Source organism: Desulfoluna sp. CLI2B (genome assembly GCF_056847375.1).
This window is the reverse complement of record NZ_CP186557.1, coordinates 4,044,825-4,068,694: the sequence shown is the minus strand read 5'-3', so window position 1 is coordinate 4,068,694 and position 23,870 is coordinate 4,044,825. Positions and strand designations below refer to the sequence as shown.

Annotated in this window: 23 protein-coding genes; 17 read left to right on the top strand and 6 right to left on the bottom strand. The window is 59.4% G+C overall.

Annotated features, from left to right (window positions below):
• Window positions 1-118 precede the first annotated feature (118 nt).
• The 11 genes from ACOYW2_RS19015 (at window position 119) to ACOYW2_RS18965 (ending at window position 9,876) form a co-directional block, all read left to right on the top strand.
• A complete protein-coding gene (locus ACOYW2_RS19015; protein WP_482419539.1) occupies window positions 119-730 on the top strand; it encodes a (2Fe-2S) ferredoxin domain-containing protein in 612 nt (203 codons plus the stop codon).
• Complete coding sequence (gene nuoF, locus ACOYW2_RS19010) at window positions 612-2,405, top strand: NADH-quinone oxidoreductase subunit NuoF (protein WP_180140069.1); 1,794 nt, start codon at window positions 612-614, stop codon at window positions 2,403-2,405. The genes ACOYW2_RS19015 and nuoF overlap by 119 nt, the downstream gene beginning before the upstream one ends.
• A gap of 12 nt (window positions 2,406-2,417) precedes the next feature.
• Window positions 2,418-4,187 carry an NADH-dependent [FeFe] hydrogenase, group A6 gene (locus ACOYW2_RS19005; protein ID WP_482417609.1) on the top strand — a complete coding sequence of 590 codons (1,770 nt, stop codon included), beginning with the start codon at window positions 2,418-2,420 and terminating at the stop codon, window positions 4,185-4,187.
• A gap of 79 nt (window positions 4,188-4,266) precedes the next feature.
• Complete coding sequence (gene nuoE, locus ACOYW2_RS19000; protein ID WP_180140073.1) at window positions 4,267-4,755, top strand: NADH-quinone oxidoreductase subunit NuoE; 489 nt, start codon at window positions 4,267-4,269, stop codon at window positions 4,753-4,755.
• A 242-nt stretch (window positions 4,756-4,997) separates the two neighbouring features.
• Complete coding sequence (locus ACOYW2_RS18995; RefSeq protein WP_482419536.1) at window positions 4,998-6,377, top strand: [Fe-Fe] hydrogenase large subunit C-terminal domain-containing protein; 1,380 nt, start codon at window positions 4,998-5,000, stop codon at window positions 6,375-6,377.
• Window positions 6,374-6,727, top strand: a complete 354-nt coding sequence (locus ACOYW2_RS18990; RefSeq protein ID WP_482767575.1) for a hypothetical protein — start codon at window positions 6,374-6,376, stop codon at window positions 6,725-6,727. The genes ACOYW2_RS18995 and ACOYW2_RS18990 overlap by 4 nt, the downstream gene beginning before the upstream one ends.
• Complete coding sequence (locus ACOYW2_RS18985; protein ID WP_482767574.1) at window positions 6,708-7,445, top strand: PHP-associated domain-containing protein; 738 nt, start codon at window positions 6,708-6,710, stop codon at window positions 7,443-7,445. The genes ACOYW2_RS18990 and ACOYW2_RS18985 overlap by 20 nt, the downstream gene beginning before the upstream one ends.
• Window positions 7,442-8,023 carry an ATP-binding protein gene (locus ACOYW2_RS18980; protein ID WP_482767573.1) on the top strand — a complete coding sequence of 194 codons (582 nt, stop codon included), beginning with the start codon at window positions 7,442-7,444 and terminating at the stop codon, window positions 8,021-8,023. Before ACOYW2_RS18985 ends, ACOYW2_RS18980 begins: the two co-directional genes overlap by 4 nt.
• Window positions 8,024-8,033: 10 nt before the next feature.
• Complete coding sequence (locus tag ACOYW2_RS18975; RefSeq protein WP_180140083.1) at window positions 8,034-8,378, top strand: DRTGG domain-containing protein; 345 nt, start codon at window positions 8,034-8,036, stop codon at window positions 8,376-8,378.
• 28 nt (window positions 8,379-8,406) lie between these two features.
• On the top strand, window positions 8,407-8,820 hold the full coding sequence (locus ACOYW2_RS18970; protein ID WP_180140085.1) for an ATP-binding protein: 414 nt from the start codon (window positions 8,407-8,409) through the stop codon (window positions 8,818-8,820).
• 402 nt (window positions 8,821-9,222) lie between these two features.
• Window positions 9,223-9,876 carry a carbonic anhydrase gene (locus ACOYW2_RS18965; RefSeq protein ID WP_482767572.1) on the top strand — a complete coding sequence of 218 codons (654 nt, stop codon included), beginning with the start codon at window positions 9,223-9,225 and terminating at the stop codon, window positions 9,874-9,876.
• A 232-nt stretch (window positions 9,877-10,108) separates the two neighbouring features.
• On the opposite strand, the gene ACOYW2_RS18960 is transcribed toward ACOYW2_RS18965, so the two are convergent.
• The 3 genes from ACOYW2_RS18960 to ACOYW2_RS18950 all read right to left on the bottom strand — a co-directional run bounded on the left by ACOYW2_RS18960 (window position 10,109) and on the right by ACOYW2_RS18950 (window position 14,248).
• Window positions 10,109-10,414: a hypothetical protein gene (locus ACOYW2_RS18960; RefSeq protein WP_482417603.1), complete on the bottom strand. Its 306-nt coding sequence runs from the start codon at window positions 10,412-10,414 to the stop codon at window positions 10,109-10,111.
• A 584-nt stretch (window positions 10,415-10,998) separates the two neighbouring features.
• Window positions 10,999-13,593 carry an ATP-dependent helicase HrpB gene (hrpB, locus tag ACOYW2_RS18955; protein WP_482767571.1) on the bottom strand — a complete coding sequence of 865 codons (2,595 nt, stop codon included), beginning with the start codon at window positions 13,591-13,593 and terminating at the stop codon, window positions 10,999-11,001.
• Between the two features lie 220 nt (window positions 13,594-13,813).
• On the bottom strand, window positions 13,814-14,248 hold the full coding sequence (locus ACOYW2_RS18950) for a DUF3332 family protein (RefSeq protein WP_482767570.1): 435 nt from the start codon (window positions 14,246-14,248) through the stop codon (window positions 13,814-13,816).
• A gap of 505 nt (window positions 14,249-14,753) precedes the next feature.
• Here ACOYW2_RS18950 and ACOYW2_RS18945 point away from each other — a divergent pair.
• The 4 genes from ACOYW2_RS18945 to ACOYW2_RS18930 are packed head-to-tail and all read left to right on the top strand — an operon-like array spanning window position 14,754 to window position 17,480.
• Window positions 14,754-15,326: an ECF transporter S component gene (locus tag ACOYW2_RS18945; protein ID WP_482419529.1), complete on the top strand. Its 573-nt coding sequence runs from the start codon at window positions 14,754-14,756 to the stop codon at window positions 15,324-15,326.
• Between the two features lie 11 nt (window positions 15,327-15,337).
• Entirely contained in the window at window positions 15,338-16,081 is a 744-nt protein-coding gene (locus ACOYW2_RS18940) for an energy-coupling factor transporter transmembrane component T family protein (RefSeq protein ID WP_482767569.1), read from the top strand.
• 29 nt (window positions 16,082-16,110) lie between these two features.
• Window positions 16,111-16,881, top strand: a complete 771-nt coding sequence (locus ACOYW2_RS18935) for an ABC transporter ATP-binding protein (RefSeq protein WP_482767568.1) — start codon at window positions 16,111-16,113, stop codon at window positions 16,879-16,881.
• Complete coding sequence (locus tag ACOYW2_RS18930; protein ID WP_482767567.1) at window positions 16,869-17,480, top strand: energy-coupling factor ABC transporter ATP-binding protein; 612 nt, start codon at window positions 16,869-16,871, stop codon at window positions 17,478-17,480. Before ACOYW2_RS18935 ends, ACOYW2_RS18930 begins: the two co-directional genes overlap by 13 nt.
• A gap of 327 nt (window positions 17,481-17,807) precedes the next feature.
• Here the strand turns inward: ACOYW2_RS18930 and ACOYW2_RS18925 are convergent, their stop codons facing one another.
• Window positions 17,808-19,481 carry a long-chain-fatty-acid--CoA ligase gene (locus ACOYW2_RS18925; RefSeq protein WP_482767566.1) on the bottom strand — a complete coding sequence of 558 codons (1,674 nt, stop codon included), beginning with the start codon at window positions 19,479-19,481 and terminating at the stop codon, window positions 17,808-17,810.
• A gap of 444 nt (window positions 19,482-19,925) precedes the next feature.
• Here ACOYW2_RS18925 and ACOYW2_RS18920 point away from each other — a divergent pair, with 444 nt between their 5' ends.
• Window positions 19,926-20,366 (top strand): flavodoxin, encoded by a 441-nt coding sequence (locus tag ACOYW2_RS18920; protein ID WP_482417595.1) that lies wholly within the window; start codon window positions 19,926-19,928, stop codon window positions 20,364-20,366.
• A gap of 79 nt (window positions 20,367-20,445) precedes the next feature.
• Window positions 20,446-20,832 (top strand): hypothetical protein, encoded by a 387-nt coding sequence (locus tag ACOYW2_RS18915; RefSeq protein ID WP_482417594.1) that lies wholly within the window; start codon window positions 20,446-20,448, stop codon window positions 20,830-20,832.
• A gap of 137 nt (window positions 20,833-20,969) precedes the next feature.
• On the opposite strand, the gene ACOYW2_RS18910 is transcribed toward ACOYW2_RS18915, so the two are convergent.
• Both ACOYW2_RS18910 and ACOYW2_RS18905 read right to left on the bottom strand, forming a co-directional pair.
• Window positions 20,970-22,361: a caspase family protein gene (locus ACOYW2_RS18910; protein ID WP_482767565.1), complete on the bottom strand. Its 1,392-nt coding sequence runs from the start codon at window positions 22,359-22,361 to the stop codon at window positions 20,970-20,972.
• Window positions 22,362-22,556: 195 nt separating this feature from the next.
• Complete coding sequence (locus ACOYW2_RS18905) at window positions 22,557-23,798, bottom strand: OmpP1/FadL family transporter (RefSeq protein WP_482767564.1); 1,242 nt, start codon at window positions 23,796-23,798, stop codon at window positions 22,557-22,559.
• Between the last annotated feature and the right edge of the window lie 72 nt (window positions 23,799-23,870).

Below are 23,870 nucleotides of genomic sequence, written 5' to 3'. Positions count from 1 at the left end.
TTTCGCTCAGTTCGCCCCGTCACCCTGTATTTTCGGCTTGTTTGCATTCCCATTATCCAAAAACGTTAGTTTGATTTGCACCGGCTGTTCGGCCAGACGCAATGACCGGAGGGTAGTCATGACAAAGATCAAGTCCCTGGATGATTTACGGAAAATGAAAGAGAAGCTCCAGTCCAGTGTCCATTTAAGGGAGAACGGAGAGCGCTGCGACCAGTTGGTCCAGATTCGGGTTGCCATGGCAACCTGCGGGATCGCAGCGGGAGGCAAGGAGGTCTACGGGGCCCTGTTGGACCAGTTGGATCGCCGCAACATCGAAGCGGTGGTCACCCAGACCGGGTGCATGGGGTACTGTTACGCCGAGCCCACCATCGAGGTGACGCTTCCCGGAAGCGATCCCGTTGTCTTCGGCGAAGTAACCACGGAGAAAGCCGCCGAGATCGTGGACCGCTATGTGGCCAACGGCGAACTCCTGCCGGGCATCATCCCTGTGAATTACGAAGTGGTGGACAAGCAGCGGATGCCGGGGCCACCAAAGGGATTGCCCGCATGGCGCCGGATCGGCGCGAGCCGGTTTTCCCGGTCCTTGAAATACATGAAGGAGCACACACGAGATGGGACGATACAAAACGCACATTCTGGTCTGCGCCGGTACCGGTTGCCGGGCTTCGGAAAGCGATCTGATTTTTCAAAAACTCGACCAGGGCATCAAGAAACGCAATCTCCAGCGTGATGTCCAGGTGGTGAAGACTGGGTGCTTCGGCTTCTGCGAGAAGGGCCCCATCGTCAAATTCATGCCGGACAACACGTTCTATGTGGAGGTCAGCCCCTCAGACGCCGACATCCTCATCGAGGAGCACGTGGTCAAGGGGCGCCGGGTGGAGCGGCTTCTCTACACCGACCCCAAGAGCGGGGATCGTATTTCCGATTCCAAGCACATGGGTTTTTACCGCAAGCAGATCCGTATTGCCCTGCGCAACAGCGGGTTCATCGACCCCGAAAACATTGACGAGTACATCGCCCGGGACGGCTACCAGGCCCTGGGCAAGGCCCTTTTGGAGATGAGCCCGGACAAGGTCATTGAAGAGGTGAAATCTTCGGGCCTGCGCGGCAGAGGCGGCGGCGGTTTCCCCACGGGGCTGAAGTGGCAGTACGCACGGGCCGCCGAAGGGGACGAAAAGTTTGTGGTCTGCAACGCCGACGAAGGGGACCCAGGGGCGTTCATGGACCGCTCCATCCTGGAGGGCGACCCCCACTCGGTGCTGGAGGCCATGGCCATCTGCGGCTATGCCATGGGCGCCGAGACCGGCCTGATCTACATTCGCGCCGAGTATCCCCTGGCCATCCAGCGGCTCCTCATCGCCATTGAGCAGGCGCGCGAGCTGGGCCTTCTGGGCCGGGACATCATGGGCAGCGGGTTCAACTTCGACATTGAGCTGAAGTACGGTGCAGGCGCCTTTGTCTGCGGCGAGGAGACCGCCCTGATCCACTCCATGGAGGGCCACCGCGGCGAGCCCACGGTGAAGCCTCCCTTCCCTGCGGAGTCCGGCTACTACGGCAAGCCCACCAACGTGAACAACGTGGAGACCCTGGCCAACATCCCGGTGATCATCACCCGCGGGGCGGACTGGTTCTCCTCCATCGGTACGGAGAACTCCAAGGGCACCAAGGTGTTTGCCCTGGCAGGTAAGATCCGCAACGTGGGCCTCATCGAGGTACCCATGGGCACCACCCTGCGTGAGGTGATCTACGACATCGGCGGCGGCATCTCCAGCGGCAAGAAGTTCAAGGCGGTGCAGACCGGCGGGCCCTCCGGCGGTTGCCTCACCGAAGAGCACCTGGACGTGCCCATCGACTACGACAACCTCGTGGCCAACGGCTCCATGATGGGCTCGGGCGGGATGATCATCATGGACGAGGACGACTGCATGGTCTCCATCGCCAAGTTCTATCTCGACTTTACCGTGGAGGAGTCCTGCGGCAAGTGCACCCCCTGCCGCATCGGCAACAAGCGCCTCTACGAGATTCTGGAGAAGATCACCGAGGGCAAGGGCACCCTAGACGACCTGGTGAAGCTCCGGGAGCTGGGGGAAGCCATCAAGGACACGGCCCTCTGCGGCCTGGGCCAGACCTCGCCCAACCCGGTCCTCTCCACCCTGGACAACTTTTACGATGAGTACCTGGCCCACGTCACCGACCACACCTGCCCGGCCGGGCAGTGTAAGGCCCTGGTGACCTACGCCATCGACCACGACAAGTGCGTGGGCTGTACCCTGTGTGCACGCAAGTGCCCGGTGAATGCCGTGGAAGGGGTGCGTAAGCAGCCCCATACCATCGACAGCTTCCACTGCATCAAGTGCGGGGTCTGCTACGAAAACTGTAAATTCGGTGCCATCACCAAAAGCTAAGGACGAAAAACCATGGAATCCATCAAACTGACCATAGATGATCAACCCGTTGAGGTGCCCGAAGGGACCACCGTCCTCGAGGCGGCCAGGGAGCAGGGCATCACCGTACCAGCCCTGTGCCATATGGATCTTTCCGGCATTGGTTTTCACAGCAGCAACGCCTCCTGCAGGCTCTGCGTGGTGGAGGTGGAAGGGCGCCGCAACCTGGCTCCCGCCTGCACCACCCTGGCTGCCCCCGGCATGGTGGTGAAGACCCGGACCCAGAGGGTCTTGAACGCCCGCCGCATCAACCTGGAGCTGATCCTCTCCGACCACCCCAAAGACTGCCTGAGCTGCTCCAAAGCGGGCTGCTGTGAGCTCCAGGACCTGGCCCAGACCTTCGGCATCCGCGAGATCTCCTACGAAGGGGAGATGTCCCACCATGTGAAGGACACTTCGTCCCCTGCCATCGTGCGGGACCCCGACAAATGCGTCATGTGCCGCAGGTGTGAAAACGTCTGCCGCGAGGTCCAGGGCGTGGGCGTTTTAACGGCCGTGAACCGCGGTTTTGAGTCCGTTGTCGTCACGGCCTTTGACCAGAACCTGGACGTCACCAAGTGCACCTACTGCGGCCAGTGCGTGGCTGTGTGCCCCACGGGCGCCCTTTCCGAAAAGGACGAGACCGCTTCCGTGCTTCGCGCCATTGCCGACCCGGACAAGACCGTGGTGGTCCAGGTGGCCCCTGCGGTGCGCACCGCCCTGGGGGAAGAGTTCGGTATGGCTCCGGGCACCCTGGTGACGGGCAAGATGGCAGCGGCCCTGAGACGCCTGGAGTTCGACTACGTCTTTGACACCGACTTTGCCGCCGACCTCACCATCATGGAAGAGGCCTCCGAGCTTCTGGACCGCCTCACCCGCCACCTGGCAGGGGACACCTCGGTGAAGCTTCCCATTGTCACCTCCTGCTGCCCGGCCTGGGTCAACCACCTGGAGAAACGGTTCCCGGACCTTCTGGATTACCCCTCCACGGCCCGGTCCCCCATGCAGATGTTCGGCTCCATTGCCAAGAGCTACCTGGCTGAGAAGATCGGCGTAAAGCGCCAGGATATGGTGGTGGTCTCGGTGATGCCCTGTGTGGCCAAGAAGGCCGAGTGCGCCCGGGAAGAGTTTGCCGTGGACGGCAACCGTGATGTGGACATCACCCTCACCACCCGTGAGCTGGCCTCTCTGATCAAGCGGGCCAACATCGATTTCCATCGCCTGGAAGACGACGACTTCGACTCTCCCCTGGGCGAGTCCACCGGCGCGGCCGTGATCTTCGGCACCACCGGCGGGGTCATCGAGGCCGCGGCCCGTACCGCCTACGAATTCCACACCGGGGAGACCCTGGAAAACGTGGATTTCACTGCCCTGCGAGGGGTTGACGGCATCCGGTCTGCCACCGTGGATTTTGCCGGCATCGATATCAAGATCGGCATCGCCCACGGCCTGGCCAACGCCCGCGTCCTCATGGAGGAGATCCGCAAAGGGACCTCCCCGTACCACGCCATCGAGGTGATGGCCTGTCCCGGGGGATGCATCGGCGGCGGCGGCCAGCCCTTTCACCAGGGTGACGAGTCGGTGCTCCGCGCCCGTCAGCAGGCCCTGTACACCGAAGACGAGGCCAAGGTGATCCGAAAATCCCATGAGAACCCCCATATCAAGAAGCTCTACGAAGAGTATCTGGGCGAGCCCCTGGGAGAAAAGCCCCACAAACTGCTCCACACCCATTACGTGGACAGAAGCGGCAGGAAAACCAAGTAGGATTCGATTGAACGGAAAAAGCGCCGGGCAAGGTTTCGGCGCCCATCCTAACGATCTCATGATACAGGAATGAATCGCCATGACTTTAGTACAAGGCAAGTTGTCCCGCAACGCGGTAAAAGAGATTCAGTCCATCTGTCAAAGCTACGGCAACGACAAGGGCGAACTCATCAATATCCTTCATAAGGCCCAGGACTTCTGCGGCTACCTTCCGCCGGACGTGCAGGAGGTGATCGCCGAAGAACTCGACATTCCGGTCTCCACCGTTTACGGTGTGGTGACCTTCTATTCCCTGTTCGTCATGGAGCCCAGGGGCAAGCATCACATCTCCATCTGTACAGGAACCGCCTGTTTTGTTAAGGGTGCCATGGACGTGATGGATGAATTCAAGCTCCTTCTGGGCATCGACCTGGGGGAGACCACCCCGGACGGGAAGTTCTCCATGGACAGCCTGCGCTGTATCGGCGCCTGCGGCCTGGCCCCTGTGGTCATGGTCGGGGACAAGATCTACGGCAGGGTGACCCCGGATGATGTCATCAACATCCTGGACGACTACAAAGACAAATAAGGGGCGCGGTTAGTCCCACCCCTTGTTCCCCGGTGCCATGGCATGAGCCGCATCGGGGAACGGTTCTCTATAGACCGGCACCGCCGCATCCCATGATGGGGCGGTGCCGGTCCCTGACAGGTAGGCAGGACGGCGTGTTTGTTTTTGCGACCCGTTCTGCGTATGCGATGCCGTTGGTTTCGGGTTCCGGGCGATGCCGAACGGCAGGGCATAAAAAAAACTGAAATAGCGTGGAAGATGCCATGAGCAACAATGCCATACATCATGCACTGCGGGTGGATGAGGAGAAGTGCAGGGGGTGCTGCCGATGCATGTCGGTGTGCCCCACCGACGCCATCCGGATCCGCAACGGCAAGCCGCTGATCTTCCAGAACCGGTGCATCGACTGCGGTAAGTGCTACCGGGCCTGCCCGGAGTCCGCCATCCGGGTGGAGCAGGACGACTTCAACGAGATCTACAAGTACACGCGTCGGGTGGCCCTGTTGCCCTCCATCCTCAAGGGGCAGTTTCCCGAGACCATTCCCAAGCAGCGGATCTATGCCGAGCTTCTGGAGATGGGCTTTACCGACGTGTTCGAGGTGGGGATGATGTGGCGGGTGTTCCACCTGGCCACGGCCCGGTACATCAAGAACAACCAGGTCAAAAAACCCTTTATCTCCTCCTTCTGCCCGGCGGTCCTTCGCCTGATCCAGACGCGTTTTCCCTCCCTTCTCGACCACGTGATTCCCATGAAGGCCCCCGTGGACATTGCTGCCCTGTTCTACAGGCGCCAGCTTCTGGCCCAGGGCGTGCCCGACGACGAAATCGGAACCTTTTACGTGACCCCGTGCGCCGCCAAGATCTCGGCGGTGAAGACCCCCAATCCCCATGAACGCAAGATTTTGAACGGGGTCATCAACATGGACTACATCTACAACCGGGTGTGGAAACGCATCCGTGGCGAAGAGAAGTCCATGCCGCCGGAGCCCCTTGCCGAGACCCTGTGCGAGAAGGGGGTGCTCTGGTTCCTTACGGCAGGGGAGTCCGAATACGCCCGCGGGCGAAGCCTTGCCATCGACGGCATTGCCAATGTTTTCGAGTTTCTGGAGAACATGGAAAACGAGGAGATCTCGGATATCGATTTTCTGGAGCTCCGGTCCTGCGACCAGAGCTGTGCCGGGGGCGTGCTTACCAGCTGCAACCGGTTTCTCACCGTGGAGCGTTTACGGAACCGGGCGGAGCGATCGCGAAAGGCCGCTCCCCTGAAGGACCCGGACCGGTGGGACGACATCGACGATGACACGGAGTACCTGGTGGACCACATCATGCTGGGCAAGATCAACCCCAGGCCGGCCATGAAGCTCGACGAGGATATGGGCCGGGCCATGGTGAAGATGGAGAGGCTCCGCAAGATTCTCGCGTTTTTGCCCGGTGTGGATTGCGGGCTCTGTGGGTCTCCCAACTGCCAGGCCCTGGCCGAAGATGTGGTTAACGGAGACGCGGTGTTGAGGCAGTGTGTGTTCCTGCAGAAAAAGCAGGTGGAGAGGGGACAGATGACCCTCACCGACGCCGGGAATATCCTGGCCGATGTGTGGGGTGACAATAGACTCGACGGCGCGTCCGTCGATCTGGAGGAAGAATGAAGGTTAAAGAGCTTGTTGAAAAAATGAACCTCACCGTGTTCGGCGGGGAAGCTGGCCTGGATCGCGAGATTCGCGGGGGCTATGTGTCCGATCTCCTTTCGGACGTCATGGGGTGTTCCGACGAGGGAGACCTCTGGGTGACCCTTCAGTCCCACCGCAACGTGGTGGGCATCGCCGCCCTCAAGGACCTGGCCGGTGTTATCGTGGTCAAGGGGTTCACCCCGGATGCCGACACCATTGAGGACAGCAACCGCGAGGGCATGCCCCTTCTGGGGGCCACGGCCGAGACCTTTGAGGTGGCGGGACGCCTCCACCGGATGCTGGCGGGCGATGCAGACCTTCCGGGCTGATCTTCACCTCCACACCGTGCTCTCGCCGTGCGGGGACGTCTCCATGAGCCCTGCGGGCATTGTCTCTTCCTGCGCGGCCCAGGGGATTACCCTTCTGGGGATCACGGACCACAACTCCACCCGGCAGTGCCGCATCGTTACGGAGCTGGCCGAGGAACAGGGGCTTTTTGTCCTCCCCGGCGTGGAGCTTACCACCCGGGAAGAGGTGCACCTCCTGGCCTACTTCGGAAGCTTGGACGAGGCCGAGGCGTTTCAGGGGTGGATTGACGACCACCTGACGGTGATCCGAAACCGGCCGAAGCTCTTTGGTTACCAGGTGGTGGTGGACCGTGGTGAACAGGTGGTCTACCAGGAGGAGCGTCTTCTCATCGCGTCTCTCACCACCGACATCCATGAGACCGCCGAGGCCGTAAGGGCGGGGGGAGGCCTGGTGGTCTGCGCCCACGTGGCCAAGGGAAAGAACAGCCTCTTCAGCCAGCTGGGCATCATGCCCAAAGGCTTCTGCCCGGACGCCCTGGAGGTGGCCCGAAGAGACCACAGGGCACAGGTGTGCAGCCGGTTTCCCGAGGTATCGACCCTTCCTTTTGTGTGCGGGTCCGACGCCCATTACGCCGAGGATATCGGGAAGGTGACCACGGAATTTACATTGGAAACACCCGGTTTGAGTGAGATCCGCCTGGCCTTCTCAGGGTGCGGGGGGCGGAAGGTGATGGTGTGAACGAGATTTCTCATTATGTGCTTGATATTTTAGGTAACTCGGTGCGGGCGGGTGCCCGCGTGGTGAGGCTGACCATCACCGAGAGTCCCAGGGAAAATATCTACAGGATGGTGTTTGAAGACGACGGCAAAGGGATGAGCCCGGAGCTTTTGGAAGAGGTCTTCAGCCCCTGGATGACCACCCGCAAGGAGCGCCGTATCGGCATGGGTCTGCCCCTTTTGAAGCAGGGCGCCCAGCAGTGCGGCGGAGACCTTGTGGTGGATTCCACCCCCGGCGTGGGCACCACGGTGACCGTGGCGTTCGAGTATGCCCACCTGGACCGGCCTGTGGCCGGGGATATTGCGGGAAGCGTCGTCATGACGGCGGCTTCGGCCCCTGATATTGTCTTTTTGTACACCCATACCACGGACAAGGGAACCTACCGGTTCAGCACGGTGGAGGTGGAAGAGGCCCTGGACGGGGTGTCCTTGACCAATCCATCCATCATGCGGGCCGTTCAGGAAATGATTCGGGAAAATCTGGATGAGATCGGCGCCGGGCTGGATGAGCGCACCGTGCTCCATAATGACATGATATAAAATGAAACCAATGAAAATAACCAATATTGCGACCCTTTTGGGGGGGAACATTGTCACCGGCAAGGAGAGGGTTGAGACCCGCGTCTCCTATGGGTTTGCCGCCGACCTTTTGAGCGACGTCCTGACCCTGGAGGTGGAGGGCGTTCTCCTCATCACCGGGCTGTGTACGCTCCAGACCATCCGCACCGCGGAGATGGCCGAGATCGAGTGTGTGGTTATCGCCCGGGGCAAGAAGGTGAGCCCGGCCATGAAGGACCTGGCAGAACGCACCGGCCTGATCCTCATCGAGGTGGAATGCTCGGTGTTCAGGGCAAGCGCAATGCTGTTTGATGCCGGTCTCGAACCCGTTTTTTAACCAGGGCCTCCCAACATGAAGGGGTGTTATGAAGTTTGAATTTGAGATTGAAGACGGGGATTTTGCAAAGGCGGGAACCGCCTCCAGCCAGGTGAAGCACATCCTCAAGCAGCTCAACGTGGACACCAAGATCATCAAGAAGACCACCGTGGCCATCTATGAAGCCGAGGTCAATGTGGTGGCCCACGCCGTGGGGGGCGGTACGCTCACTGCCGACATCAACCTGGAGAGGATCGTGGTGGAGGTGGTGGACCAGGGCCCCGGCATCGCGGACATCCCCCAGGCCATGACCGAGGGGTTTTCCACGGCATCGCCCGAGGTGATCTCCATGGGTTTTGGTGCGGGCATGGGCCTTCCGAACATGCGGAAAAATGCCGACAAGCTGGAGATCACCAGCGGGGTGGGCGAGGGGACCCGTGTGGTTATCACCAACTACATCTAATCCGGTAGAGCTGGTGTGTTGGCCCAATTATGGGTATGCTTAACCCGGATATTTCACGAGTCGGGTGCGCTCATGTGCAAGGCATCAGAGCTGCAGATGTAGTTATTTACCTCAAGGCTCTGATAACGCAGCAGATGAGTGCACCCGGCTCGCCCGAAGGGTGAAAAAATCAAACAGCAAATGCTGATTTACATTTTGCATTTTCAAAAGCTGAATATTTGCTGAGCGACCAATTATGCCATTTCCATTTTTGAAATGGTTGTTTTTTCATGAAATATCCGGGTTAAAAGAGTGAATCGGGCCCTCGGGCCTCTTCCGATACGCGCGAACGTGGGGAAACGTTCGGGAAGCGGTCCGTGCAGGCTGAAACGTTACGTATAGATCAGGATCAGGGACGACGTTATGGGAGAGTTGAAAAAGCTGTTTCAAAACAACAGACAGTGGTCTGCTCAGGTGACTTGCGAGCAGCCCGATTTTTTTAAAAAACTTGCCGACCAGCAGAGGATTGGCTGTTCGGACAGCCGGGTGCCCGCCAACGAACTGGTGGGCCTCATGCCCGGCGAGGTCTTTGTGCACCGCAACGTGGCCAACATGGTCATCCACACCGATTTCAACGGCCTGTCCGTGATCCAGTACGCCGTGGAGGTCCTCAACATCAAGGACATTATTGTGTGCGGTCACTACGACTGCGGCGGGGTCAAAGAGGCCCTTGCAAACTCCTCCAGCGGCCTGGTCAACAACTGGCTCCGTCATCTCCGGGACATCCAGTTCACCCACGGTGACTTTCTGGACGCCATCACCGACCCCAAAGAGCGCAGCGATCGCCTCTGCGAGCTCAACATCATCGAGCAGGTGAGGAACGTCTGCCGCACCACCACCGCTGAGCAGGCCTGGCAGGAGGGCAAACCCCTCACCGTCCACGGCTGGATCTACAACATCGGCAACGGGCTTCTCCAGGACCTGGATGTGTCGGTGAGCAGTGCCGATAGCATTCGGCCCGTCACCGAGGCGGCCCTGAAGAAGGTGTATGGGCGCACTGAGAGAATCAGGGCGTAAAAGGGGCTAAAGGTTAAAGGCCAAAGGCTAAGGGCTTAAAGGCGAAAGGCTAAGGGCCAAAGGCTAAAGGCTAAAGGTTCAAGGCTAAGGGCTCAAAGGCAAAAGCTAAGGCTAAGGGCTAAGGGCTAAGCGTGATGGACGTTCGGCGATCTGGTGTCATGACGTCGGCGTTCATCCCCTCTTCTCTTCCGCACGATTTTTTCTTCCTCTTTTTTATCCGCCGGTTCCGGCATCAGCTCCATTTTTTTCCCAGCTCTTCCAAGCCTGCATTGGACAGGTCCTCAGGGGACATGACAATGCGGAAATGGACATCTGCGTCAAAGTTCAGGTGAAAGGGCTCCGAGTAAAAAGGCAGGCCCGAGGCGTTGGTGGCGTTGATGATCAACACGGCGGCCCGCATGCCGTTCTCCTCGGTGAACCAGACGGAAAACGGTTTTATCTCTTCAAGGATCTCATCCAGCAGGATGACGGCGGTCCCTTTTTTCACCAGGGTGTTAAACGGCTCGTGGGGAAACGTGACATGCATGAGCATCTTCATGATGGCCCTCCTTGGGTTGACGGGTGGGTGGTGCGTGTCGGCAGCCGTGCGGCGACGGATCACTGGCCCGAACTCGGAAGAAAGGCGCTGAGGCGAGGGGGGGGCGACGGCACAAGGAGGGGCGGCTGCGGTGGTATGGACTTGTATTAAAATACAGGGGTTTCGGGTTTGTTTCAAGGGGGAAGGGGAGGGCGGGGAAAGGTGATGGGGGGAGGTCATGGGTGCAGGTCATCGTGAGTTGGGCGGGGGGGATGGTGAATGACTGGAATCATGAAATGAGGGAGAGAAGGTTGATAGGAAGGAAAGGGAGTGGGTGGAAGGTGATTGCCGTAGGGTGCATTTTATGCACCAGGGTTCGTTTTTACTTCGCTCCCAGGCTCTGCCTGGGAGTGAGGGGTGCAAGGCTCCGCCTTGCCTGGTCGCACTCCATGGTGGAGGTAAACATGGGATGGCTGTGGGTTAGCAGCCGTGGAGGCAGAGCCTCCAGACAGTATTCCCAGACGGAGCCTGGGAACGAATGGTACGTTTCGGCCGTTGACCACGGGCGAAGCCCGTCAGCGAATGTGACAACCCGAGGCATCCGCCTACGCCCTTGTCTGTGTTCCACCACGTGCACCATGTCGTTGGGCTAGGGCGCGACAAGCGAGGGTTGGAGCATTCGCAAACCAGGGGTGCAGCCCTTTGGGCTTGGCCCGGTTGGTGGCCACGGCGGTGAGGGGATCGTCGGGCCAGGGGTGTTTGGGGTAGCGGGCTTTGAGCTCTTTTTTCACCTCGGGGTAGGTGTTGGCCCAGAAGCTGGAAAGATCCCGGGTGACCTGCATGGGACGTGAGGCAGGAGAGAGGAGGTGACAGGTCACGGGGACCCTGCCGTCTGCCACCTTTGGCGTCTCGGTGAGGCCGAAGAGCTGCTGGATGCGGGCGGCAAGGACCGGGGGCTCACCGGTGCCGTAGTCCAGGGGGATGCGGGTGCCGCTGGGGATGGCCATGTGGGTGGGGGCGAGGCGATCTATTTTCCGGTGCCAGGCAAAGGGGATGAGGGCGGTGAGGGCACCGGCCAGGTCCATTTTGCTTAAGGCCCCCATGCTGGTGATACCGATGAGAAAGGGTGCCAGCCATGTTTGGGCGGAGGTTTTCAGGGCGGTCTCCGAGAGATCGGGCAACTCGTCAAACCCGGCGTGGTTGCGAAGAAAAAGAATCCGGGCCTGGAGGCTTCGGGTTGTTTTGTTCCAGGGGAGAACCGACAGGCCCCGGGACTGGATTCCCTGGATCAGTGCGTCGGTGACAGCGTCCGCACCCGGTTTTTTCAGCGGTTTTTCAGAGAGAATCATGGCGCCCAGGCTGCGTCGCGTCACCGCCTCCACCCTCCCTTTTTTTTCGTTCCAGAATACCTTTTCTTCGCCTGCAATGCGATGGCCGTGATCTGCCTCAAGGGCTTCCATGGCCAGGGGCGCGGCCAGGTAAACGCGGGCGTTCTGACGGTTGCCGTCCAGGTCTGCCACGGCCACAAAGGGCTCAAAGGCAAGGGGATCGGACTCATGGATGACGGCGCCGCCGCCTGAGGCCATCTGGAAGTGACCGGGCCGTCCCGACCGTGCCATGGCGATGCGGTCTGGAAAAGCAAGGGAAACAAGGCGCCCGGCAAGGGCGGGATCCTTTGGATCCCCTTTGACGCCCAGGCGCGCGCTGAGCTGGCGGGCCGTTTCCCGGATGCGGGCCGCAGTCCCGGGGTTGAGCGTTTGAGCCCGAGACCCTTTTTGCATCATGGCTTCCATGCGAAGGCGGATGTCCGTTTCGTTGCGACCTCCGGTGAGGGGATCCCGTTCCGTGAGCAGGGCGGCCAGGAGGCAGGCCTCGGGGCCCACGTTTTTCTCCTTTGCCATAAGGATCATGTGGGCCAGCCTGGGGTGGACGCCGAGGCGCGTCATGGCCTTGCCGTGGGCCGTGATGTGGCCTTCCTCATCAAGGGCGCCCAGTTTTTGGAGCACGCCCCGGGCCTGGGCACAGGACCCCTGGGGGGGCACGTCGAGCCAGGTGAGTTCGGCAGGGTCGGTGACTCCCCAGAGGGCAAGCTCCAGCACCAGGGGGGCCAGGTCAGCGCTAAGGATTTCCGGTGCGGTAAAGGGCGTGAGGGTGGTTGTGCGGGCCTCGCTCCAGAGGCGGTAGCAGGTGCCCGGGGCGGTTCGTCCGGCACGTCCCCGCCGCTGGTCTGCCGATGCCTTGGAGACGGGCAGGGTCACCAGGCGGCCCATGCCCGATCCCGGTGAAAACCGGGAGACCCGCATGAGCCCGGCATCCACCACCAGGGTCACCCCGTCGATGGTGAGGGAGGTCTCGGCAATGGCCGTTGCAAGCACCACCTTGCGGCGTCCGGCGGGGGACGGCTTGATGGCTTTGTCCTGGTCGGCCTTGGTGAGGGCACCGAACAGGGGATAAAGGTCCGTATGGGGCGGAAGGTCTATTTTTCGGAGCCGCTCTTCCACCCGTCGGATCTCCCCTGCTCCGGGCAGGAAGACGAGCATGTCGCCCTCTTCTTCGGCAAGCCCCCTGGCCACGGCTCGGGCGCAGGCTGCTTCGATGTCCCTGCGGGTGGGTGTTGGCTCTTTTAAGGGCAGGTGACAGGTGGCAACGGGAAAGGCCCGACCTTCGGAGGTGATAACAGGGGCGTTTCCGAGAAGGGCCGCCGCAGGAGCAGCGTCCAGGGTGGCGCTCATGATGAGGATGCGCAGGTCGTCCCGCAACACCCCCTGGCACTCCAGGGTGAGGGCCAGACCCAGGTCGCTGTTCAGGTTCCGTTCGTGGAATTCGTCGAAGATCACCAGGCCGATGCCCGAGAGTTCCGGGTCCGACTGGATCATCCGCGTGAGGATCCCTTCGGTGACCACCTCGATGCGGGTGGCCTCCGAGGTTTTTTTCTCCATGCGGATGCGATAGCCCACGGTCTTTCCGACCTGTTCGCCGAGCATCTCTGCCATGCGTGTTGCTGAGGCTCGGGCCGCAAGGCGCCTGGGCTCCAGCATCACGATTTTCTGTCCGGCCAGGAACGGGGCCTCCAACAGGGCCAGGGGGACCCCGGTGGTCTTTCCCGCGCCGGGCGGGGCTTGTATTACGGCCGAAGGCCCTGCTTCAAGGGCATCGCGAATGTCGTCCAGAACATCATGTATGGGTAGTGTCGGGCTCATGGGTGGGTTGTATACTACGAGTCCCGGTAAATGCAAAACGTATCTGCCGGGCTATGCTCCGGCGGGTCGCTTTTCAAAAACCATCCCAGTGGCTCCGAGGCTCCATCGGCCACCATCATCCTCACTCCACGCTGCCACACCCAGCCACCCATTCCCATGCCTCCAGCGCCGCCTGTCCCATCAACATCCAGGGTTCCATTCACCAGCGCCCAGGAGTCCTTCAGAGGCCGAAGATCCAGAGCGATGACCAGGCGCTGGGAATGCAGTTCGCCGCCACCAGCGCCAAGCACGCCCGGTGAATTTTTTCCACCGGCATCCCCAGAAAGGAGAGGGGGGCTTCCGTTGCCGCGGGATCCAAATTATCGTCGACCTTCATCCAGGCATCCACGGGGGTATCGACAATGGCCGGCTTTTTTTTGGTGATGGGGTTTGTGCCTGTCCAGAACTCGATACTGTTGATGATGAAGAGGTCGATGACGGAGGTGACCGCATAGACGGGTGTCCCGAGGATGTAGATACCGGCTCGTCCGTATCGGTTGTCAACGAGTTTGAGGTTGACGCCAATGGCTTTCTGGGTCAGGCCCATCTGTCCCATGCAGCCCATGCCGTACATGGCGATCAGAAAACCAATCAGAAGTCCTGTTGCCTTTTTCATGTGATCTCTCCCTGGTTGATGGTGGGTGTATGCACCCCCATTCCCGACGGGGCGCATCATGCGGGGTGTGGCCTTGTGACCGGGTTTTAGCGGGTGATGCGAAATAACGGAAAATTCGAGTGTCGGCTCCTCAGGCTTTTGCAGGCTTTCTCTGCCGATGTGACCGCATTGAGGTGTGTGTGTCGTTCGGGATGGGTAATTTTCAGATGTTGTGGATTGGGATTCGGTGGCGAGATGCCTGGAATAGTTAATGAAATATATCACTATTGTAAGTGCTTTTTCAATAGGGGCCCTTGGCAGTATGGGGCCCGGGGGCGAAGATAAAATGCCCTGGCCGTGGAGGCGTCAGGATCCGGTATGGGATATTTGGGTGATCAATGATCTTTGAGGAGAATATTGAAATTATCGTTTTGACCCCCTGTGATTCCGGGTGGTACGAATCGCGGAACCTGAGGCGGGGCCCGTTGGGCCGCATGGATGATGCGTTGCATATGAAGGGGGAACAATGAAGATCCAAGACGAATTCACGACCTTTACGGTGGCCCTGATTCCCGTGGCCATGGCTGTCAATATCGCGGTGGGCCAGCTCGTGGCCCTGCTGAAACTTCCGGTCTACCTGGACTGCATCGGCACCCTCCTGGTGGGGTTTGCCTGTGGACCCTTTGCCGGGGCGCTGACCGGGGGGCTTTCCAACCTGGCCTGGGGCCTTTTCTCTCCGTCGGCGCTGCCCTTTTTTCCCGTGGCGGCCTGGATCGGTTTTGCCGCCGGTTTTTGCGCCCGGTGGGGCCTGGCCGATACCTGGTGGAAAGCTGCCCTGTCCGGCGTGGTGGTTGCCGTGACAACCCCCTTTGTGGCAACGCCCATTGTGGTCTTTGTCTACGGCGGGGTGGAGGGCAGCGGCGCGTCCCTTATCACCGCTGTGCTGGTGAAATCCGGCATCAAGGTGACCTCGGCCGCGTTTTACAAGAACCTGATGGTGGAGCCCCTGGACAAGGTTCCCACGGCCCTGGTGGCCTTTGCCCTGATTCGGTCCCTGCCGGATCGGATGCTGGCCCGTTTGCCCCGGTTTTCGGCGTAGCTTTGTTGCCTATGCCGTCTCTTCTTCTCTCATGGTCTCCCTGGACCCGCCTTTGCCTGCTGGCGGGCATGGTGCCGGTGACCTTTCTGCTTTTTGAGCCGCCCTTGAGCCTGTTGCCCCTGGCCGTGGTCCTGCCCCTGGGGGCCACAAGCGGTGTCGCGGCAAAATGGGCGGTTCGGACCCTGGCCCTTTTGGTGCCTTTTGCCGCTCTCCTTGCCCTGACGTACCTTGTTGCCATGCCCCGTTCCGGGGATGTTCTCTGGGCCTGCGGCCCCTTTGAGGTGGGCCGGGAAAATGTTCTTCTGGCTTTATCCGTTTTTTCCCGGGTGGGGGTGATGCTCTCCTCTTTGTGTCTTTTTTCGGTCTCCACCACAGGGGCTGAGCTCCTGACCGACCTGCGCGGACGCGGCGCCTCCCCGTTTCTTGTGTATGTGCTTGCTACCACCTTGAACCTGGTGCCCCTGCTCAGGCATCGCGCGTCCTGTGTGTTGGATGCCCAGAGGGCCCGGGGCCTTGATGTTGATGGATACGTTCTGGCACGGGCACGGCGGCTGGTGCCCCTGGTGGGGCCGCTGATTCTGGGGGCCCTTGCCGATGTGGAGAAGCGGGCCATGGCCCTGGAGCTTCGTGGCGGGCTGAGGCGGTATCCGGTGGAGGATGTTCGTGAACAGTCGGGGGAATGGGGCCTTCGCCTGGGTTCAATCGCCATGGTGGGTGGTGCGATGGGGTATCGGGTATGGATGTTGTTCGGTTAAAATCGTGTTCCTTTACATATGCGGGGGCCTTGAGCCCCAGCCTAGGGGACGTGAGTTTTTCCCTGAAAGAAGGGGAGTGCCTTGCGGTGCTGGGGGCCGACGGATCGGGGCGCACGACCCTGTTATCCCTTCTTGCAGGGCTCATGGTCCGGTTCTATCCCGGGCGCCTTACCGGAGAGTGCCTCGTGCATGGGGGCTGCTGTGTGGGTCGGCGTCCCAAAAGCACGGGGCTCTCTCTGGAAGACCCCACCGCGCAGTTTTCGGGGGTGGCCTTCACCGTGTTTGAGGAGGTGGCCCTGGCCTTTGGGAACAGTGGCATGGGAAGGCGCGGGGAAGCTGTCCACCGGCTTCTGACGCGTGTGAGGGCAGCCCACCTTGCGGATCGCAACCCCTTTACCCTCTCTGGCGGGGAAGCCAGGCGCGTGGCCCTTGCCGTGCTCCTGGCCGGTGCTCCCGACCTCCTGTTGCTTGACGAGCCCTTTGGCCAGCTGGATCCCGCGTCCCGTGATGAGGTGAAAAAGCTGCTTCGTGACCTTAAGGCCCAAGGGGCAACCCTGGTGGTTTCGGGCAGCGATCTGGGAGACGTGGCTGGCCTTACGGACCGGGCCCTGGTCCTTGAGGCGGGAGGGCTGGTGTATGACGGGCCTCTGGCGGCGTTGCCCGAAGACGGAGACCCCGAAGGGTGGGGGCTGACCCTGCCCCTTGTGACCCGTGTTGCACGGGTTGCACGGACGCGTGGACTCTTCGCAGGCCCCTTGCCCCTGGACATTGATGCCGCAGAAGGGGGGTGGCGACTGTGATCCGTTCTGAGAACCTTACCTATGGATACGGTGACGGACCTTCGGTGGTGGACGGGGTCTCCTTTGACCTGGCGGCCGGGGCGTCCCTTGCGGTGGTGGGGCCCAACGGTTCGGGCAAGAGCACCCTGTTGCGCCTTATTGCGGGCTTGCTCTCTCCCCGCCGGGGGGGCGTTTTCATTGGAGGCTCTCCCATCGATACCCTGCGTCCTTCCCGTCGGGCGCGCCATGTGGCCATTCTTTTCCAGAATCCGGATGATCAGATATTTGCGACCTGTGTACGGGAGGAGCTGCGGTTTGCACCGTTGCAGGCGGGCGTGCCGTCCCATGTTATCGATGAACGCATGGACCGTGCGGCTGCGCTGTGCGGCATCCGGGAAGACCTTGATCGAAACCCCCATGATCTTTCTCGGGCCCGTCGCAAGAGGGTTTGCCTGGCGTCGGTTTGGACTACGACAGTTCCTGGTGCTCCTGGACGAGCCCCTTTCCGGCCAGGATGCGGCAGGGCGGCGGGTGATGATGCGGGTGACGGATGCCTTAAGGGCCCGGGGCAGCTCGGTGGTGGCCGTGACCCACGACATGAACCTTGCCGCGTCCTTTGATTCCATGCTTTTTCTCGGGCCAGGCGGCGGTTGTGCCGTGGGAGACCCCCGCACTCTTTTTACCGACCCTTCCCTTGATCTTCCCCTCCCCGATGCCCTGGCCCTGGGCGCAAGCTTGGCTTTCAAGATAGGGCGACTTGAGGGGAAAGCTTTTTAGGCCCTTAGCCGGTTCAGCGAATACGCTCAAAGCATGTTGCCCTTCGTCCACTCGGGACAAGCCGTGTCCGTTAAAATTGCACTCATTCAAACCGTTTTTGTTAAACCTGTTTGTTAAACTTTTTAAAAGTTTAGCCCCCGGCAGGGCCGCCGGAGGCTTTTATTGCCGGTTCAGGCCGACATGCGCTTCAGGTCGGTTTTGAGGACCTTGCCCACGGAGGTTTCGGGCATGGCGTCGATGATGTGGATCTCATCGGGCCATTTGTACTTGGCCAGCTCGTTGCGGCAGTGGGCCATGAGAGACTCCACCGACGGGGTCCTGCCCGGCTTTGGGGTGACAAAGGCCTTGACGTTTTCTCCGCGCCGGGTGTCGGCAACACCGATGACGGCGGCCTTGAGGACGTCTCCATGGGCCTGGAGCACCTCCTCCACCTCTCGCGGGTAGATGCTGTAGCCGCTTGAGATAATCACGTCATTTTTACGGTCCACGATGTAAAAATACCCGTCTTCATCCATCCAGGCGATATCCCCGGACATGAGCCAGCCGTTTTGGAATGCCGTTTCGTTTTCCCCGTACTGGCCCAGGTAGCCACAGGTGACCTGGGGGCCCTTGAACCACATTTCTCCTGCCTCGCCGATTGCGAGTTCCCGGGTACCGGTCTCCAGATCCATGATGCGCACCTCGGTTCCGGGGAAAGGGATGCCGATGCTTCCGGGTTTGTTTTTGCCTTGCAGGGGGTTGAGGTGGGTCTGGGGGGAGGTTTCGGTCATGCCGTAGCCTTCATTGATGGTGATGCCGGTGCGCTCCTTGAATCGGTGGAAAATCTCTTCGGAAAGGGAGGATGCGCCGGAGGTGATGAGCTTGAAGGAGGTCATGTCCGTTCCGGCAAGGGCCTTTTCTTCCAGGAGGCCTGAGAGCATGGTGGGAACCATGGGGGCCAGGGTGGGCTTGAATTTGCGGATGGCATCAAGGAGTTTGCCCGGTTTGGGCCTGGGCTCCAGCACCACGGACCACCCCATGTGGACGGGGAGGTTCATGGCCGTGGACATGCCCAGCACATGGAAGAAGGGGGGCGCGGCCAACACCCGTTCATCGGCCTTGTCAAGCTGGAACCATGCCTCATACATCTGGGTCATGCAGGTGAGGTTGGTGTGGGTCAGCATGGCCGCCTTGGGGCGTCCGGTGGTGCCCCCGGTGTATTGGTAGACCGCCACCTCGTCGGGGTGGATGGCTGGCTCCGGGATGGGGGTTCCCCGCAAGGCCATGGCCTCTTTCCAGCTGTAGACGCGTTCTGTTGAGGGCACTTTAGCGGAAAGCCCCTGTTTTCCGGACTTGAAAGAAAACACCCATTTGAGGTGTGTGGGAAGAAAGTCGCCCAGGGATGCGTAAATCACGACGTCGACCTGGGTCTTGTCGCGAAGGGCAATGGCTCGTTGGGCAAGAACGTCCAGGGTGATGAGAAGCTTGGCAGCTGCATCATTCATCTGGTGGTTGAGCTCTCGGTCGCTGGCCAGGGGGTTGGCCATCACCACGATGGCACCGATGGTAAGGGCCGCATAGTAGGAGACCACCGTGGCCACGGTGTTGGGAAGCCAGATCCCCACCACGTCGCCTTTTCGGATGCCCAGGGTGGTGAGGGTGATGGAGAAGGTCCGTACCAGGACCTGGAGTTCGGCGTAGGAGATATGGTGTCCCTGATAGATGAGGGCCGTGTGCTGGGGGTATCGTCCCACCGTGGTCTGGAACATCTGAGGCAGTGTGAGGCGGCGATAATCGATGACGGGGGGGACGCCTTTGTCATAGTGAGCCAGCCAGGGCTTGTCTGAGCAGGTGAGGGTGATCATGTCTTTCTCCGCAGGAGATAAAAGGTTTAACCACTGTTCATCCCGATGACGACGGTTTTAAGATACGGATAGTTGATCTTGAGAAATCTGTCAATAACACCTCGAAATAAATGAAGTATTATGGATGGTTGTTCCCGCAATGGGTGCGGAGGCCGTGTGGTCAGAAAGGGCTCATCGCTACCGTATGCTTGATCCCAGGGCGCGGTACACAAGGGGGAAAGGGAAGGGCAGGGGGGCGGTGGAAAGAGGGCCCGGTAAGGTCCGGTGGGGATTGAGGTGTGTTTCGGAACGATAAAAAAATTAGGCGCGCCTAAAATTTTAGTTGACCCAAAAAATATTTGGGATTATGTATAGCCCAGGTTCGAGAGTGATGTTCTCGCCCCACGGGGGGAAAGGACATGCCCTGTATCGATGACAGCTATTAAACAACCATGCGGAGGGCATATGGCACGCGCACTGATTATTTTTGGGTCCACCACAGGAAACACTGAAAACACGGCAGAACGCATCGGCGGAATCCTCAGCGCCAAAGGGCTTGAGGTAACCGTTGAAAATGTGAGCGACGTCACCTTGGGCAACGAGGCCGACTATGATCTGGTCCTCTACGGATGTTCCACCTGGGGCGAGGATGAGATTGAGCTTCAGGACGACTTCATCGATTATTACGAAGCCATGGACAAGGCGGCCTTGAGCGGCAAGAAGGTGGGGGTCTTCGGTTGTGGAGACAGCGCCTACACCTATTTTTGCGGTGCGGTGGACGCCATTGAAGAGAAAGTCCGGCAGATCGGTGGAAAGCTGGTTGCCGAGGGCCTCAAAATCGACGGGGAGCCCGACGATTACGAGGCAGAAATCGACGCCTGGGCCGAGCAGGTGGCCGCAGCATAACGTTCACGGCCCGGGGCCTTGGGGCCCCGGGTGATTTTTACCACTTATGGATAAGGCGATATGCCGGAGGAGCTGTACGATGACGAAGAGAGAATCCAAGGTCATGCGTTCGTTTCAGATTAAGATGATGACAAAATTGGCCCAGGGAAAATTCGACTCCGTGGATTTGAAAAACGACCTCTTCGTCAAGTGGCTGGTGGGCTTCCTTGCCGAATCCCGGGTTCCCTTTAAGCTGGTGCCCCTGGGCGGCGGCGTAACCCGTATCCTTCACTCCGGTGGGCTGTGCCCCTTGTGCAGCGGCACCGGTATCATCCACGCCGAGGAGCCGGTCCTTTCGGAATCCCCCGATCCCAGCTCAATCATCCCGGAAGAGGAGTCTCACTCCTGTTGCGGCGATGGCTCCTGCGGCGGAGGCAGCTCATGTTGTGGCGGCTCATGCTGTAAAGAGAAGCGCAACGCAGCGTAGCCTTATTCTATACCCTTCCCTTACCTCCTTCCTTCCCGATTGTTCCCCGACAGTGACGATGCTGTCCCCTGACACTGGCAGCCCCGCAAGGGGCTGCTTCTTCCTTTTGGCCGGATTCGACTTGTGAAATATACGGGCTATTTCTGTGATACAAAGAGGAAATCACCGCCGTCGTGGCCTGCCTTTCGGATGTCACCGTATTCCGGGGTTTGGTCCGCGTTTAGAATCACCGTCCGTCTGAGTTGAGAGAATACTTCCGTGCCTTCGATGACGGTGTTGTTGGCCTTCAACGCGTTGATGAAGGCAGCCGCAAAGACAGAGTGGCCGTTGCTGCCGTTGTCTTCTACGGGCTCAAGGCCTCCCGATGCCATGGCAATACGGGCTTTCTGTTTGCACAGCCGGTTTAGATAGTCCGGTATTTTGCGGTTGATATGGATTGCGCGGGTAAGTTTTCCCGAGTAACAGCTGTCGGCGACGACAAGCACATGCTTCGCTTCATTGGCACGTATGGAGGCGGTGATGGTTGAGTTTGAGATCCAGTTGGACTCGTCGTTAAGGGTTGCGTCCGCGGGGAGCCAGTACCCCTCGTCTGCTTTGTTGTCCAGCCAGCCGTGTCCGGCATAATAAATGAGGAGGTTGTCCTGCCTGGTGAGTTTATTTCTCAGGTTCCCGAGGGCGGTGATAATGTCGGACCGACCCGGATTTTTAAGGAATGTGACATCAAACCCATATTTTTGACGGAGAATGTCGGAGACAACCCGGGCGTCATTGATTGCGGTTTTCAGATGGGTGAGGTTCGGGTAGTTGTCGATGCCAATGACAAGTGCGTGGTAGGTCCCGAAGTTGATGGCCGGGACGACGGTCGGTTCATTGTCCTCAGGCTTAAGGGGGGCAAGGGACTGTTGGGGAGCTTGGGTCAAGGCAATGATCCGCTTGTCCGTTGTGAGCTGGTTCGTGATCTTTTCGAAGGCGGATTTATAGCAACTCCTCAGAGCTGAAACGGCCTTTCCGTTGCGGAAAAAGCCATAAAAAGTAACTGAAAACGGTTGACTGTCATCTGCGTCAAACTGAGCTACGTGTTTACCTGTGTGATCATACACATGGCTGGATATGGAGACATAGGCCTCCCCCTTTTTCGGTTGAAAAGGCCAGTATAATGGCATCGGGTAGATTGCGGGCCAGGATAACCACCAGTTGAAGTGGTGGGACTCTTTGGGGGTGATGACCGTCCTGATGATGAGTGACTTTTCCCCACGGGATGGGTCCACCTCAGTGTAGTCAAGGACATCGGAAAAATAGCGGGCTTGGTTCAGGTAGTGTTTAAAATTGGTCTCGATTTTGTCCTGGTCTACAGGATCGGCACTGTTGACTTTAACAGAATCAACGTAAAGGGAAAAATCACTCCTTGTGGGCAGGCTGGACTCGGGCGGAATGGGGGGAAGGGATGCAAGGTTTACTTTCATGCAGCCCGATAATAGGAATATTATTGAAATGAATAATAAACAGCTGACTGATTTTGTCTTGGTCATTGATATGTCCTTGAACCCGGTATTTTGATAAAAATGTATGTATAACATGGCCATTCGGATGAGTCAAAACGAGGGGGCGGGCAAGGTTTTGCAAGGGGAAAAGAAGTAGAAGAACTGCTTTTTTATGTACTCGATGGAGAACAACAAAACGGCTCAAGGATACCTTGAGCCGTTTTATTGTCTTATTGCGTTATATTAAAATTTATACCCCAAGGTGACGGCACCCAGGTGGGTCACCCCGTTTTTGGAGGAGCCGTCAAGGATGCCGTCGACGTTGTTTGCTTCCTTGTACGTGACCTTTTCTGCTTTGATGTAGGTATAGGCCAGGTCCAGGGTCCAGTTGCCGAAGATGCAGCCCGTGCCCACCCCGATGAGGTGGCGGTCATCGGCAGGGATCATGTAATCGACGTACTGGGCGTCTTCAGGGGCTTCGTCAAAGCAGTAGCTGGCCCGAAGGTCCCAGTTGTCGGTGATGCCGTACTCCACACCGATATTGTAGCGCCAGACGTCGTCGTAGTTTTTGGGCTGGGGGACGTGACCCAGAGCATCGATGTCCAGGTCCAGGTCGGTGTAGGTGGACCAGCGGGTTTGAATGGCGCCCACCTCCACGCTCAGGTTTTTGGCGGGGTACCAGGCGATGCCGAAGTTGAGCATGTCCGGAAGGGTCACGGAACCGGTTGTGTTATGCGCACCGTTTCGTGCGGCCGCAAGGCCAGTCATGCCGGAAATGGTTGTATCCCCGCTGGCATCGATCTTGGCCTGGCTGTGGTAGCCGAACCCGAAGCGCCAGTTGTCCAGTTTGTAGTGGATCCCGGCGGTGAGGGCGGTGCCGTCTCCGTCGGCGGTGAGGGCGGAGATGGGAGAGTCTGCAGGGCTATTACCATCGCGCATATCAACCCTTTTTTTGATGTCCAGATCAACGTAGACATACTCCACACCCACGGCCACGGAGAGTCGGTCCGTCACTTTGTATGCGATGTTCGGGTTCAGGGAGGCGCTCTTGATGGTGGCCTCAAAGACGTTAAAGGCTCCGGGCCAGTCGTCGTGATATTCGAAACCCAAGCCGAACCGGGAGAATTCGCCAATGCCTGCGGCCCATCTGTCGTTGATGCGGTGGGTCAGGTAAAACTGGGGGATGGCGAAGACGCTGTTGTCGCTTTTGGAGGTGGTGACGACACCCGAATCTTCTGTTTCCACCTCGCAGATGGGGTGGGCGAAGGTGGCTCCCATGGAGACCTGGGTGCCCTCAAGCTGGGTCAGGCCCGCAGGGTTGAAGGCCACCGCAGACGGATCGTCGGCACGTCCAACCAGGGTACCGCCCAGGGCGTTGCCCCGTGCGCTCCATTCATACAGTGCAAAACCGGCGGCGGATGCGGAGTCCGCAGCCGCCATGACCAAAAGACACGACACAAAAAAACTCAGGAACTGACGCTTCACTTTTTCCCCTTCTGACAGTCAAAGAAAGGCCCGGGGTACAGACCACTCGTCTGCGAACCCGGCTACCCATTC